The sequence below is a fragment of the Microcystis sp. LE19-84.1B genome, from assembly GCF_027531875.1.
Classification (GTDB): Bacteria; Cyanobacteriota; Cyanobacteriia; order Cyanobacteriales; family Microcystaceae; genus Microcystis; species Microcystis panniformis.
The window spans coordinates 15,394-28,503 of sequence record NZ_JAPZSR010000022.1 but is presented as its reverse complement, the minus strand read 5'-3'; the positions used below and the strand labels follow the sequence as shown (position 1 = coordinate 28,503).

The window sequence follows — 13,110 nt, the reverse complement described above, 5'->3', positions numbered from 1 at the left end:
CTCCAGCTACATCAAATGTTCCCAAAAAATATAGAAGAGCTAATGCAAATTAGCCGCTATCGGTTGAAGGATTACATCAAAGGACAAAGAGCGATATCGCTTGCCCTATCTACCTTCTAGCTCGCTTGTCCCCCTCTCAGCTTTTTTTTATGAGTAATCTGACTGTTTTGATGGATTTTCTGAATCCCTTGATAGCCTTTGTCCCCTAATATTTCTATTTCCTTATTTAACCCGATTTTACTCTCTTTCCACAACCGAAAATCATGGACTCTTCCTTTCTCACAACGGACGCAGATTATCTGCTCACTTTTTTGGTCGCAACGCGCTCGCTGCGCGAGATCGGCAACGACTTGCGACTTTAATGTGTGGTATCCCTGCTTCCCGCTATAGCATGATTTCTGTTTTTTTTTTGGGTCTTTCTATCTCCTGTTCTGACACATCCACCACTATTACTTCTATTTCACTATTACTTTCTAATAGGGCTTTTTTTCCCGGTAGATTAAACAGACCTGATTTGATGAGAATATTCGCTACTTTCCTAACAATTCTATACGCCGTTGATTCGTTAACACCCCAACTATTTCCCCGATGAAAATAGGTGCGATATTCTCGCCAATATTCTAATGTTATTAGTAGTTGGTCTTCCGTACTCAATTTGCTAGGTCTGCCAGTCTTTTTTTGCCAAACTTTTTCTGCCTTTAGGACTGTTACCATATCCTTAAATGTATCTGGATACACGCCACACAAGCGTTTGAACTCTGTTGGCTTTAAAGTTTTTACTTGTTCGTAATTCATCTTTCAATCTTAACTCTTGGACTATTTTATCCTATTTTGTCTAGACTTATGCAAGAGATCTATAGAGTCACAAGAGTTGCATCAGGGAACGCACCCTACAAGATCAGCGATCGCAATACAGGATTGGCGATCGCAATACAAGAGCGCCGATCGCACTAAAGTTTTTTATTCACTCAACGGTAAGTATTCAATTCGATCTTGATATTCCTTTGGAAAGGAAGCCCCAGCAATGATGATTAACTCTGTGAGAGTTTCACCAATATTATTGGATGGATCAATCACAAAAATGCCTGGTATGTGATGATTTTCTGTAAGATGATCTGCTAGGTGTTTTGGCATAGATTTCCGATTGTTTGTTACTAAGATGAAATCATGAGTCTCACACCAAACTAGAATCTCTGGATCAAGAGTTCCCTTCGGAGGAGAATCTGGATCGCCAATCATTCTGACAACAAGATCTGGTGCTTGGCGCATCAGTTGGGTTCGATAAAGTGAGGCGATATGTTCATCGAGTAAATATTGAATTGTCATGCAGTAATCACCGATTGAGTAGACTCTTGCTGAACATCTGTTTTTGCTTTCAATTGGCGAAACCTCTGGCGTGCAGGAGAAGGATTATGTTTTTGTTCTTCTCGTTGTTGACGGCAAAACTCTAGCCAGTCAGCCAAGTAAGCGCTGATCTCCTCTTTGTTGTGTAGATAGTATAGAATGGTGGCGTAGATCTGTTCTAGGGTAATGGTCTCAAATTGTTGGGCAATTTCTTCGGGGGTTTTGGCACGGTAGATGTATTCGTAGAGGACGCTTTCGATACCAATACGGCTGTTTTTGATGCGGATGTCGTCAGAGGCGAGGAAGTTGAAGTAGTCTTGAATTTGCATGGTTCATGGGGTAAAGAGTTGAGATCGCTATATTGGCTATCGTAAACGTAACTGGATAATTTTGCTATTTCCTCCAAGAGATTTTGGTCAGAAGTTTGATAACGCTGTATCCAAGGAAACCCAACAAATGCAGGGGAAAAAGTGATGGTGTTTGGTTTCGCTTAAGCAAATCGATAAGTTATCTTATAAGGTAGGAAGCGTGATCGCCTTATTCACCAAATGGGCCTGGTGCGTTCCCAATATCTGAATCATAGAGTCACAAGAGTTGCATCAGGGAACGCACCCTACAAAATCGGCGATCGCACTAAGGTAGGAAGCGCGATCACCTTATTCACCAAATGGACCTGGTGCGTTCCCAATACCTGAACCCCAGAGTCACAAGAGTTGCATCAGGGAACGCACCCTACAAGAGCTACTTTATATTAGTATCAATGGTGATGATGTTGGGTTTCGCTATTGTTCTGGTATCGAGGATTGAGGTAAAATTTGAAACTGAACCGTTTGATTCCGATAGCTCACCTCAAGGTGTTCAGGAATAATGTTTGCATTTTGAAAACTAAAGACCGCATTGGCCGAACTGCTCAAGCTTCCACCTGCTTCTACGAGCGCATCTGAAGGACGTTCTACTTGTTTTAGTTGCGTCCCCTCCTTCATTAGGAGTTGAGCGTCCACCTCACTAGCTTGAATGATATCTTGATCTGGGGCGCGGCTAATGATGACCGTTAAATTCCAACGATTGGCAGACTGATCTCGCTGGATCAGGGCAGAGATTGAAACGTCCTGAATGGGCAACAAATAAGGCTCCATAACAAAAGCATCTAACATCATCAAACTCCCAGTTTAAGAAAACTCAGTTAGGGTACGGTTGCACTGCCAACAACGCTCCAAGAGGAAGAAGCTAGCACAGCACCGCCACTGCCCGTATCAATCAACTCTCCTCGGAAATCAAGGTTTACACTGAGGGTATCCCCTGAGGAACCTGTAATGCCGGGATGATCAAAACCGTTGAATTGACATCCTGTGGCTTGATCGGGAGAGGTAAATCGACTATTAGCGAAAGGAATAGAGCGATAACCATATTTATATGTGTTACCACCAAAAATACCACAGTCTTCTTGGAAGGTAGTTGGATGAAGATTGGTTCCACACAATGCATGAGTCACATTAGAACCATTCTTGGTGAAAGAACCTCGGACATACTGCCGATATTCCCCTGCCGAGCAAATGCAAGGAATAGGCACACTAAAAGTCCCCACCATTGAGAAGGGAGCACCCAGTTTATTGCCACTCAAAGTTGCAGCAACGGTTCCTGATGGAATAGTGGTAAAGGATCCGGTTAAAGCACAGTAATTTGTGGAAACAGGCCCACCATTTCTAGCGATTAGAGGCATCCCTGAGTTTATGGCTAGAGATTGGGTAGTCAGGGTTTCTGTTCCTTCGTCTGTCTCTTCTAATGATTGAGTCTCTAATAAGTGCGTCATCTGCTCTTCCTCACGACACCCAGAGCAGGCTCGCTGAATGATGGGGGTACATGAGGAAACTTCTGTGGATTGAGAAGAAACCGTTTTAAGCATTTGTACTACAGCATTAGCAACCCGATCCGCCTCTTGTTCGTACTGATCGCCCGGTTCACCTACCGCCAACTTCGACTGAATTCCACCAGTTTGCTGCACCACATGGGTCAACTCATGGGCCAGTAATTCCTTGCCACTGGAACTACCGGGATTGTATTCCCCTTGGCGGAAAAAGATGTCTTGTCCTGTAGTGAAGGCACGGGCACTGAGGGATTGATTTAAGGCATCAGCCGTGCTGTCGGTATGGACGCGCACCCCACTGAAATTGGTGCCAAAAGCGGATTCCATTTGTCGCTGGATGCCAGAATCGAGCGATCGCCCCCCACCACGGGCTTGTTCAATTGCTGCTTCCACTTCTGGCGTGGCTTCGGCTTCTCCCCCTCCTTGGCGTGACAGTTCCATCACCCGCTGCACATAGCGGTTGCCGTACTGCCGCTGCATCTGGAGCATCAGTTGGCGGCCGCGGGCGGGGTAGTCTGAGGTCGCCCGACTGAGCAAGTCAGCATGAACTTTGGCAGAGGGAGCACTGCCAATCCGACTGATGGTCTGTACCAGGGGGTCTTGTTGGGTTGCCAGAACCTCTTCTTGGGCAGTCGCCCTCTGTGCTTCCCGTTCCTTGGTCGGCTGGGAGTGCTGGGATTTGGTGTCGGGGGTCGATTGGCGATCACGCATGGCACACCTCTTATCAAAAGTAGGCTGACAGTTTCTCCAAGGGAATGAAAATTCTCCTCATGCCCTCTGGCTACTATTCTAGTATTCTAGCACAAAGACGATCATTCCCAGTCTTGGTCATTAACAAGGTAATTTACCAAGTCTCCTAAGGTTTTTCCCTTACCAGCAATTAAGGGTGATGGTTAGCGACGTTTTGAGAGTTGGGGGGGAATTTCTTCTAGTATGGATATCCTAATTCGAGCCGATTTTAGAGGGGGAGGTTCGGTTAACCATCTTATTTGTCCGTTTTCATAGATAGCTTCGTATTGCATGGGTTGAGTGGCTGTTCATCATTAGCTTAACTACTTACTTTTGCTCGACTTTGAGAACTTTTTCTGTTACCAAACGAACCTCAACCGGTGCAAAGGGTTCAACCGCAACCGTCACCATGTAGCTGATCCCCGCTTTCATGCGCCCGTCAAGCGCCCCCCAAAAATCCCAAGCATTCGGGGTGCGTTCAGGTTGAGAAACCCAGGCGCGGAGAGGTAGAGATTGATTGGCTATTTGCCCCTTGAGGACTTCTGTTGGCAAAACTGGATAGCTCAATAAGGTCTGCAAAATATTGCCTAACAGTCGATGTTCATCGGCGACATCAGTTGTCCAAACGGTGATTAGATAGGATAAATCAATACGAGTGGGAGCAATTTTTTCGGTTCCTGTTCCTGTGGTTCCGTTGCGAGTGAGATAGCGCTCATTGTTGCGTAACTCGTGATTCTCGCGGATATCGTAGAGAAAACAATTAATTGTGGGCTTATTTGGCTTGGGATTCCAGTCGTCTTTGTTCGGCACTTCAAACTTAATATCGATCGCATTGGGATCGAGAGGCACTTTTTGCACTAGCAATTCTTTAAGCGTATCGTCAAGGTTGTGGATCATTGAATTTCACTCCCTGGAAGTTCCATTTCTTCTGCACTCAAGTTGTGGGGCCAGTTTGGCTCCTTCAGCTTGGGATTGACAATTTTATTTTCAAAGTCGAGCCAGATGCGCCTGTCGTTGCGGCAATCGTAGGCTCGGCAAGGGATGGGGCGCTGGGAATGCACCGTACAGCCTAAACCTTGGCGATCAAAGTGGTGGCAATAGCCGTCCGCACCTTTGGCAATAACATAAGGTTGGCTCAACTCCCAGCGGATGACTCCTTCTTCGATGTCTTGGCGCGACAGGGGAAAAACCATTTTGCAGCAGGCAGCCTGGCACAAATGTACCCGATTTTCGCAGTCAATGGCGACGGGTTGGGAAAAGGTATATTTATCTTGTTCTGGTTCCTGCAAGGAAACGCCCGGATCTTGCTGCAGGAAACGTTTGAGCAGTCGTTGGGCTACCTGCTTTTTCCTTGTGTCAATTTCGTCAAGATCGAGTAAGCCTTTTTCTGTCAGCAGTTCGATGAGCGCATAGACGAAGGAGGCGGCTTCCAGGGTGCGCCCTGCCGTGGCATTTGTGCGTGCATGGAGATAAGTTAGGCCCTTTGCCACCTCATGGTGTCGGGCAAGGTCATCAGGCATGGCTGGATTAATCCCGGTTTGGCTTTCTTGATCCATGATACTTGGCAGAACAATGGAGATGGATTTTTAATTGAGGCATTAGCTTGACAATGTTAGATTTAATTTGGCTTTCCCCTTTGGCTAGGAAATAGGGTGATGGGCGCACGCAATGCGCCCCTACGGCATATTTTTCCAGTTATTTTTGTTTAAATGGCAAAAACTCCTCCTCCCCAATCAGTCTTCCCATCTTCTGAAACTCCCGCTTGGTTGCTTGCAGTAGATGTTTCATCGTCACACACTGGCTGTTTTCTGCGGCGAGGAAGGCAGCCGCCAGGGCGATGTTGCGAATATTACCTCCTGCCAGCTTGAATTGCCGCGCCATGCCTTCGAGATCCACATCGGCTGCCAGGGGTGTCTGTTTGGGCCAGATGCGCCGCCAGATTTGCAGGCGGTAGTCCGCTTCAGGAAAGGGAAACTCGACAATGAAACGGATGCGCCGAGTGAAGGCTTCATCGAGATTCTGCCGCAAATTGGTGGTTAGGAGCGTCAACCCTTCGTATTCCTCCATTTTCTGCAACAGATAGGCAATTTCAAGATTAGCGTAGCGATCGTGGGCATCCTTAACCTCGGAGCGCTTGCCAAAGAGGGCATCTGCTTCGTCAAATAGGAGGATGGCATTGGCACTCTGAGCGGCGGTAAAAATCCGCTCTAGGTTCTTTTCCGTCTCGCCAATGTACTTACTGACCACTTGGGAGAGATCAATCTTATAGAGGTCAAGGTGCAACTCCTTGGCGATGACCTCCGCCGCCATCGTCTTGCCTGTACCAGGTGAGCCAGAGAAGAGGGCATTTAGTCCTTTGCCGAGGGAGAGTTTCTCCTCGAAACCCCACTGACCACAGACGAGGTGGTGGTATTTGACCTGATGGCAAATTTCTTGGAGTTGAGTTAGCCCTTCGGGTGGGAGGATCAGATCGTTCCAGGTGGAGCGAGGGGAAATCTTGCGGGCTAGGGAAGTCAAAGCCTGACCTGAGTGGGTACGAGCAGCAGCAAATAGGTCTTCTAGGGTTAAGGAACTAGAGGACTCCTGGGATGTCTGGGCTGCCTGCCAGCGGGCTTGCTGCTGGGCTGAGGCTACTGCATCACCAATTTGTTCAGGAGTCAGGCGGAAACGGTCAGCGAGGGTGTCTAGCTCCTTGGGCTGGGGGAGTAAAATGCCAGACTGGGAGAGATAGGCTTGCCAGTTGTCCCGACGTTGGGCAAAGTCGGGTAGGGGAAAGGAGACCGGAAGAATGGTGCGGGTGGAGCCGGGAATGTCTGACAGGTTTGGTACTAATCCTTCTAAGATGGCGATGCTGGGAAATCTGGCGATCGCCTGCAATAGGCGCTGATAGTTGCTTATCTGCTCTTGGGAACCCAGTGCGTCGATTCCCTCAAGATACAGCACCCCATCTTGAAACTGGGCTTCTCGCAAGAGCAGGGGCAAGATTGACTCTAGCTCGGTTTTCGCGGCGATCGCTGTGGCGATGTCTGCTACTAACAGCCTCATGTCTAACTTGAGGGCGATCGCTTCTGCTGCTTGGCGCTTTCCCACTCCCTGGGGACCGTGAAAGTGAAGGTGTAAAGGCTGATTGGCTTCCCTCGCCTGGAGTGCTAAGGCGAGCAAAGCTTGCTGGATTTTGGCATCTAACGACAGTGACTCTGATTCTGGAATCGGCTTAACTATCTGGCAGAATGTGGCCAATCGGGAGTCGAGTCCCTCCTGTCCCAACAGGTAACGGATTAGCTGCTCATCAGGCTTGAGGTAACAAGCAAGTAGGGGAGGCTGCACCTGATGGGGATCCGCCAACAGATGTAACAGTCGATGGCGAATTAGGGGCGCGTCTGGGGCAACCCGAGACCTTTGCCACAGCTTGGTTGGGGCTGAAGAACACAGCAGGTTAAGGGCGATATCTACTGTGGGTCGCCTGCGAGTTACGTCGTCCTGGAGGTAGGCGTAAAGCCTTTCGTAGCGCAGGTCGAGTTCGGGAGCGAGGGCAATTACCACTAGCGCTAGGTCGAAGACGGACAGGTCAAAGGTTTGCTTGAGCCGGGCTAGGCGGGATGCTTTGTCGGCTAACTCAGAAAAGGATGGCTCCCAAGCTTCTCCTCTGAGTTTCAGGACAGGATCTCCTGGTTGGCGCACTAACAATTGCTCGACATCTTCCTGAGTGATGTAAAGACCTTGATAGGCTTCAGTTGTTGGGTCTTTGGTATAGGTTGCTTGAGCGGCAACCACTGCTTTTTCTAGCAGTTTGTCTAACCACTGTAAAGCTGGTAATAGATTTTCCAACCAGGCTTTATTAGCCTCGATAACCATAATAAACACCACAGAGACACAGAGGACACAGAGTTTTTTGGTTGCTGTGTTAGTTCACTACTGGACTAGGAAAAGCTGAAATTAAATTGGTTTAGAGATGATTGCCATGTCTTATTTGTCTGAGTGTCTCTCAAGTTTATGGTGCGTTACTTCGTTAACGCACCCTACAAGATCAGCGATCGCACTTTAAGTTAAGATTGACCTTCTTGTATTTGGGGGGTTATCTTTTCCTCCCAATAATTATCTTCTAAACCTACGATAATCATTCGTCCATCTGCTTTTCAAAGATAAATATAGGCATAAAAACCCATAGTATCTTCACGATGGGTTAATATATATTGTCTGAGTTCATCTAGGCTGAGAGTGTCATAGTTGATGGGGTTCATGGTTCATATCCTCCTGTTGGTTTAATTTCAAGGCGATAAAGTCCGTAAATTATTAATTAGCCGAAACAGTCCACCTTAATTACTTCCTTGAATTTAATAAGCTTTTTGGCTTTGCGACTCTAACGCTTTGATTTTTTCGGTTAATACAGATATGGTAGTTTGTTGCTCTTGCAAGACTTTAGTTAATACGCCAACTATGTCCATAATACTCACTCCTTTTCGGTCAGAAGTTGCCAACAATTCTGGTACATCTTCAGCGATAAATCCGATATTTTGATGTTGGTCACTATCGGTTTTATAATTAAACTTAACGGGATTGAGTCCTGCTAAGATTTGAGCGGCTTCCTGGAGGGAAAGCAGACCAATATTTTCTTTTAGTTCTTTGGAAGAACTTTGGGCGAACTGTCCAAAAACTTGACCATCACCTCGAATATAAAAGGGGGTACTCGGTCCAGCGCCAATATCTCTGACTCGGAAAAAATAACTATTGCCAGCATTTTCCATAGTCCCAAAAGTTCCTACATCTATACTCATCGCGCCAACTGGTGTACCACCGCCATAGCTAGATAGACAAATCTCTTGAGCAACTAGGGAAAGTCTGCCATCGGCATCATTAATGATTCGAGTGTTGTAATCTTGGGTCAGTCCAGCAAAATGGAAGTCAATGTAGGGTGTACCTTGACCCGGTGTATTCGCATTTCCACCGAGTTCTATACTGCCTCCTTGATCGGAACTTAATCTGCTGTTATTACCCCATTTAATACTGCCTGCAATAATTTCACCAGTGACACTTAGACTGTTCTGAATCGTCAGCGCCCCGCTCATCGTATCCCCGGCTTTTTTAACTGCCAAGTCGAGGTTTTTTACAACTCCCGTTAAGTTTGAGCCATCTCCGAGAAATGAGGTAGCTTTGACATTGCCATTGACCTCTAATCTTTCGGTAGGAGCGGCGGTGGTGGCAATGCTGATATTGCCAGTAACAGTCAAATTGCCACTGACCTCTAACTTAGCCCCTGGGGTGATTGTTCCAATACCGACATTGCCATTACCCAGAATCGTCATTTTAGTAGTAGCGTTCGTCCCAAAACTCAAGGCATGGTTAGTTTTCGTACCGAGAATCATGGCTCCTGCTGGCGACCCCCAGCAGCCCTTCTCGTGGACAGACACTCGCCCATCAATCTTAGCGGTTCTAACCGATAATTTGGCATCAGTAACCCCTAAAAGATCGAGAATGCGGCTCCAACCTTCTGGATTTTCTAGGGTAGTAGTGCCGATGCCGACGTTGCCAGTAACCGTAAGAGAATCATTGATGCCGAACTGTTTAGGTCCCCCATAGAGCAAGCATGGCCAATCGCTTTCAGGAACGTTGTCTCTTCCCAGTTTTAGACTGCTGTAGATACCGACTTCATTTAAAGACATGATGATTACCTCCTTTTTTTATTAATAAGTAGTCGTGCAAAATTAATTTCCTAGTGAAGATAGGCAAAAGGCAAGAGGTAGGAGGCAAGAGGTGGTTAGATATGTGTAATTAATTTTGCTTAGGTACTTAGGAGTTGGGCAAAATCGCTAACTGTTGAGAACTGCCCTAGCTCTACTCTACTAATATAGCAGAAATCAGTGCAAGCTCAGGCATTTTAACGGCTATTGCTTGACAACGGGCTTGCAAGGCTTCTTGCTCAGCTTTTAGTTCTTTGAAAGCTTCCACAGTCAGGGCTTCAAAACCCATGATGGTCAGAGTTTTATAGCCATCAGAACTGTCACCAACCCATTCTGGAAATACGGCTGCCACCTCTTGCGCCAGGAACCCAATTTGAGTCCCAGTCAAATTTCCTTGCTTTTCTGGTTCTTTCCATTCATAAATTACTCCTCGCAGTTGCATCAGTTTCTCTAAAGCTTTCTCTAGGGGACGGATATTTTGTTTAAGTTCTGTATCCAGTCGCGGATACTCAAAAGGTATAGCTTGTGCGAGAAGAAGGGCAAACTGGTTGGCATCTCCACCCCGTTCAACCCATTCCGTCAAGTCTTTTACGTCCGAAGGAAGGTTGACAACTTTAATCTCTCTTGCCTTGCCGATTAAAGCCAATCCGACTTCTTTTAATTGGCGCTGTCCGGTGCGATCGGTATCGAGACAGAGAAAAACGCGCTTGCCCCGCAGTGCCTCGGAATAGTCCTCTCGCCATTGGTAAGGACCAAGGGGGTTAGAGGTAGCCGCCCAACCGACAGGGAGCCCCAATTGCCTAGCGGTGTCTGCATCCTTTTCTCCTTCTAAAACCAAGACAGTGTCGGCCTCCAGCACATCCGCTAGGTGATAGAGGACGAGCCTGATACCCCCTAGATGCCAGCGCCATCCTCCTTGACCATCTGGGCAGCGTTCCCGAAAGCTTTTAGGATGGAGGCGAACGACTTGAAACAGCAAGTTGCCCTGCTCATCTGTGTAGTCATAGGTAGTGACAATTTGGCTGTGACTGGGTGGGGGCTCTTCCTGAGCAACTTTTTTCCAGGTAACGCGCCGCTTTTCTTCAATTGCGAGGTCAGGCAGTAACTCGTCAAACTGCTTGGCTTGCTGGATTAAGAGAGCAAACTGGTCAGCTTGCCCGCCTTTCTCGACCCATTCCGTTAAGTCTTTGACTCCCGGAGGCAGGGTAATTACTTTAATTTCTGTTGCCTTATCCCGCAAAGCGAGTCCGACTTGCTGTAAGTGAAGTTGTCCGGGGCGATCGGTATCGGGACAGATCAACACACGCTTGCCGGCCAAAGCCTCTGAATATTGAGTCCGCCACTGACCCGATCCAAAAGGACTGGAAGTGGCAGCCCAACCAGCAGGAAGCCCTAATTGCACAGCCGTCTCTGCATCTCTCTCTCCTTCAAACACGATCGCTGTGTCGGCATTGAGAACATCTGGCAGGCGATAGAGAACTGGCCACACCCCTTCCAGATTCCACAGCCATCCCCCTCGACCATCAGGGCGGCGCTGTCGGAAGGTTTTGGGCTGGAGGCGGACGACTTGAAACAGCAAGCGGCCTTGCTCGTCCGTGTAGTCATAGATCGTAAGGATTTGGCTGCCGATGGGCGGTGGATGTTCCATAAGATTCTCTGAGATTGTTCCTTTCAAGCCCCGTCACTCTAGAGCGTCCCGACTGCTAGTTGTCGTTCGAGTTCTTCACACCGTTTTTTCAGGGCTTCATTTTCTGCTTTTAACTCCTTGAGAGCCTCGACAACCAAGGCTTCAAACCCTCTGATGCTTAGGGTCTGATAGCCGTCGGCATCTACCCCAATCCATTCGGGAAACACGGCTTCTACTTCTTGAGCGATCAGCCCCATCTGCGGTCCGGTCAAGTTTCCTTGTTTTTCTGGTTCCTTCCACTCGTAGGATACGCCCCGCAGTTGGAGGAGTTTATCTAAGGCTCCCTCTAGGGTACTGATATTCTTTTTGAGCCTTTCATCAGAGGAAATGCCCCAAGCCCCTCCGCCTGGTTTGAAGGCATTGCCTGTAACCGTCAGATTGCCGCTAGTGGTGTCAACCAAAAGCCGCCATCCCGGCTGGCCAGTGCTGCCCCAAAAACCGACCGAATTCTCATTGAATAAGCCGATGAAGGCAGTATCAACTTCACCGTAATAGGCGTTGACGCTGGAACACCAGATGCCTGCGGTAGGAGAACTGTTACTAATTTGTCGCAGCCGCATTCTGCCCCGGCATTCTAACGACTCATTCGCGCCGATATTGTTGTTAATAGTCAGTCCATTGACTACAGTTAAGGTGTTAGCGGTGAGACTGCCATTACCCGTAAGGGTCCCCCCACTGATGGGCAAAGCTCCTACCTGGGCGGCTGTTGTATTGTGGGGATTATCTGTACGGGCTGAATGAGTTTCGCCAATGGTGATGCGTTTGTTGGTATTATCTGGGGTGAGGGTAATAGCGTTTGAGGAGACTAAATCCACATTGCCGCCGGGATTGTTCACCCCGTCGATGCTGACTAACGCTCCTACTTGTGCGGCAGTCGTGCCATGCGGATTATTCGTGTTATTGGCGTGATTATTAACGAGGGCAGTTACCTCGCTATCCCGGGCAATTGCTGGGTCAATTCTCGCCTCATTAATCACCCCTGTACTCGCATTAATCTGAGTAACAAGGCGGTTAGTTCCCTCCTGGTTATCGATTTGTGCTGCGGTTGTTTGGTGGGGGTTATTGGTGTTACTGGTGTGGCTATCCAACTCAGTCCCATCGGCAGAAACATCCCGACCATCCACTGTCCCAGTCACTTCCAGATTACCAGCAACTTTCAGGCTACTTTGTAAATCGGCTCGTCCGGCGGCTCCTAAACGCATCCGGGACCATTGGGATGGGTCAACATTAGTATCAGTTAAAGTGAGACTACGGGCTTCTAAATCGCCAGCAACAACCCCAGCAGCACGCCGCCGATTGACTCCCTCTCCTTCATCGGTGGCTGTAATTTTGCCCTCATTATTCACTGTCACCCGCCCCAAGATCAATTGCACACTCAATTGAGCAGCAGAAGGGGGATTTTCACTTACATTAACTGTGGGGATTTCTTTTAAGCGGGTAAAGCCTTTTACTCCCGTTTCATCCTTCTCATCGACTAGCTCATCCTCGTAGGCGATAGTAACATAGACCGTTTTATTAACAAAGCCAGATAAATCTTTATTAGCTTTCTCCACTAGCACAATCTCTCGTCCCTTACTGTCAATCGCCATGCCTTCAGCAATTTCTATCTGGGACGAACCAATAGTATATTGTAATTTTAAGCCATCGGCGATGCCCCAAGTGTGGAGATTCTCATTGTGTCGCCGTCTCATCTCTAGGTGATAGGTTTGTTCCTCAGTAAAATCGGGGGCTCGCAGGAATTGCCCGTTAAAGTAATTTAAGCGTTTGATTGGGTTAGCCATCTTTCGTCTCCTTGGGTAAGTTTAGAT

At 47.8% G+C, this 13,110-nt stretch carries 12 protein-coding genes and 1 pseudogene; all 13 read right to left on the bottom strand.

What is annotated here, in order from left to right; genetic code table 11:
• Window positions 1–116: 116 nt before the first annotated feature.
• Window positions 117–353: pseudogene (locus O9324_RS01240) on the bottom strand (transposase family protein); the annotation flags it as partial.
• Between the two features lie 31 nt (window positions 354–384).
• Complete coding sequence (locus O9324_RS01235; protein WP_288139263.1) at window positions 385–795, bottom strand: transposase family protein; 411 nt, start codon at window positions 793–795, stop codon at window positions 385–387.
• Window positions 796–960: 165 nt separating this feature from the next.
• Window positions 961–1,326, bottom strand: a complete 366-nt coding sequence (locus O9324_RS01230; RefSeq protein WP_287628846.1) for a DUF5615 family PIN-like protein — start codon at window positions 1,324–1,326, stop codon at window positions 961–963.
• Window positions 1,323–1,673, bottom strand: coding sequence for a DUF433 domain-containing protein (locus tag O9324_RS01225; protein ID WP_002770339.1), 351 nt, complete (start codon window positions 1,671–1,673; stop codon window positions 1,323–1,325). The genes O9324_RS01230 and O9324_RS01225 overlap by 4 nt, the downstream gene beginning before the upstream one ends.
• A 453-nt stretch (window positions 1,674–2,126) precedes the next feature.
• Entirely contained in the window at window positions 2,127–2,498 is a 372-nt protein-coding gene (locus tag O9324_RS01220; protein ID WP_287628847.1) for a hypothetical protein, read from the bottom strand.
• 29 nt (window positions 2,499–2,527) lie between these two features.
• Window positions 2,528–3,688, bottom strand: a complete 1,161-nt coding sequence (locus O9324_RS01215; RefSeq protein WP_287628849.1) for an eCIS core domain-containing protein — start codon at window positions 3,686–3,688, stop codon at window positions 2,528–2,530.
• Window positions 3,689–4,264: 576 nt separating this feature from the next.
• On the bottom strand, window positions 4,265–4,834 hold the full coding sequence (locus O9324_RS01210; protein ID WP_002770364.1) for a Pvc16 family protein: 570 nt from the start codon (window positions 4,832–4,834) through the stop codon (window positions 4,265–4,267).
• Window positions 4,831–5,493, bottom strand: coding sequence for a YkgJ family cysteine cluster protein (locus O9324_RS01205; RefSeq protein WP_002770366.1), 663 nt, complete (start codon window positions 5,491–5,493; stop codon window positions 4,831–4,833). The genes O9324_RS01210 and O9324_RS01205 overlap by 4 nt, the downstream gene beginning before the upstream one ends.
• A 139-nt stretch (window positions 5,494–5,632) precedes the next feature.
• Entirely contained in the window at window positions 5,633–7,792 is a 2,160-nt protein-coding gene (locus O9324_RS01200; protein ID WP_288139262.1) for an ATP-binding protein, read from the bottom strand.
• 281 nt (window positions 7,793–8,073) lie between these two features.
• Entirely contained in the window at window positions 8,074–8,178 is a 105-nt protein-coding gene (locus tag O9324_RS27400; RefSeq protein ID WP_502846562.1) for a DUF6887 family protein, read from the bottom strand.
• Between the two features lie 93 nt (window positions 8,179–8,271).
• Window positions 8,272–9,597, bottom strand: a complete 1,326-nt coding sequence (locus tag O9324_RS01195) for a tail fiber domain-containing protein (RefSeq protein ID WP_288139261.1) — start codon at window positions 9,595–9,597, stop codon at window positions 8,272–8,274.
• A 172-nt stretch (window positions 9,598–9,769) separates the two neighbouring features.
• Window positions 9,770–11,263, bottom strand: a complete 1,494-nt coding sequence (locus O9324_RS01190; protein ID WP_288139260.1) for a tail fiber domain-containing protein — start codon at window positions 11,261–11,263, stop codon at window positions 9,770–9,772.
• 38 nt (window positions 11,264–11,301) lie between these two features.
• The gene (locus O9324_RS01185) at window positions 11,302–13,083 is read right to left on the bottom strand and encodes a tail fiber domain-containing protein (RefSeq protein WP_288139259.1); all 1,782 of its coding nucleotides are present in this window, start codon (window positions 13,081–13,083) and stop codon (window positions 11,302–11,304) included.
• Between the last annotated feature and the right edge of the window lie 27 nt (window positions 13,084–13,110).

Excerpts from the sequence above, each read along its gene's own strand:
- O9324_RS27400 (WP_502846562.1), bottom strand. The coding sequence starts at position 8,178 with ATGAACCCCATCAACTATGACACTCTCAGCCTAGATGAACTCAGACAA.
- O9324_RS01220 (WP_287628847.1), bottom strand. The coding sequence starts at position 2,498 with ATGTTAGATGCTTTTGTTATGGAGCCTTATTTGTTGCCCATTCAGGAC.
- O9324_RS01235 (WP_288139263.1), bottom strand. The coding sequence starts at position 795 with ATGAATTACGAACAAGTAAAAACTTTAAAGCCAACAGAGTTCAAACGC.
- O9324_RS01210 (WP_002770364.1), bottom strand. The coding sequence starts at position 4,834 with ATGATCCACAACCTTGACGATACGCTTAAAGAATTGCTAGTGCAAAAA.
- O9324_RS01205 (WP_002770366.1), bottom strand. The coding sequence starts at position 5,493 with ATGGATCAAGAAAGCCAAACCGGGATTAATCCAGCCATGCCTGATGAC.
- O9324_RS01200 (WP_288139262.1), bottom strand. The coding sequence starts at position 7,792 with ATGGTTATCGAGGCTAATAAAGCCTGGTTGGAAAATCTATTACCAGCT.
- O9324_RS01195 (WP_288139261.1), bottom strand. The coding sequence starts at position 9,597 with ATGTCTTTAAATGAAGTCGGTATCTACAGCAGTCTAAAACTGGGAAGA.
- O9324_RS01190 (WP_288139260.1), bottom strand. The coding sequence starts at position 11,263 with ATGGAACATCCACCGCCCATCGGCAGCCAAATCCTTACGATCTATGAC.
- O9324_RS01185 (WP_288139259.1), bottom strand. The coding sequence starts at position 13,083 with ATGGCTAACCCAATCAAACGCTTAAATTACTTTAACGGGCAATTCCTG.
- O9324_RS01215 (WP_287628849.1), bottom strand. The coding sequence starts at position 3,688 with ATGCAGCGGCAGTACGGCAACCGCTATGTGCAGCGGGTGATGGAACTG.
- O9324_RS01225 (WP_002770339.1), bottom strand. The coding sequence starts at position 1,673 with ATGCAAATTCAAGACTACTTCAACTTCCTCGCCTCTGACGACATCCGC.
- O9324_RS01230 (WP_287628846.1), bottom strand. The coding sequence starts at position 1,326 with ATGACAATTCAATATTTACTCGATGAACATATCGCCTCACTTTATCGA.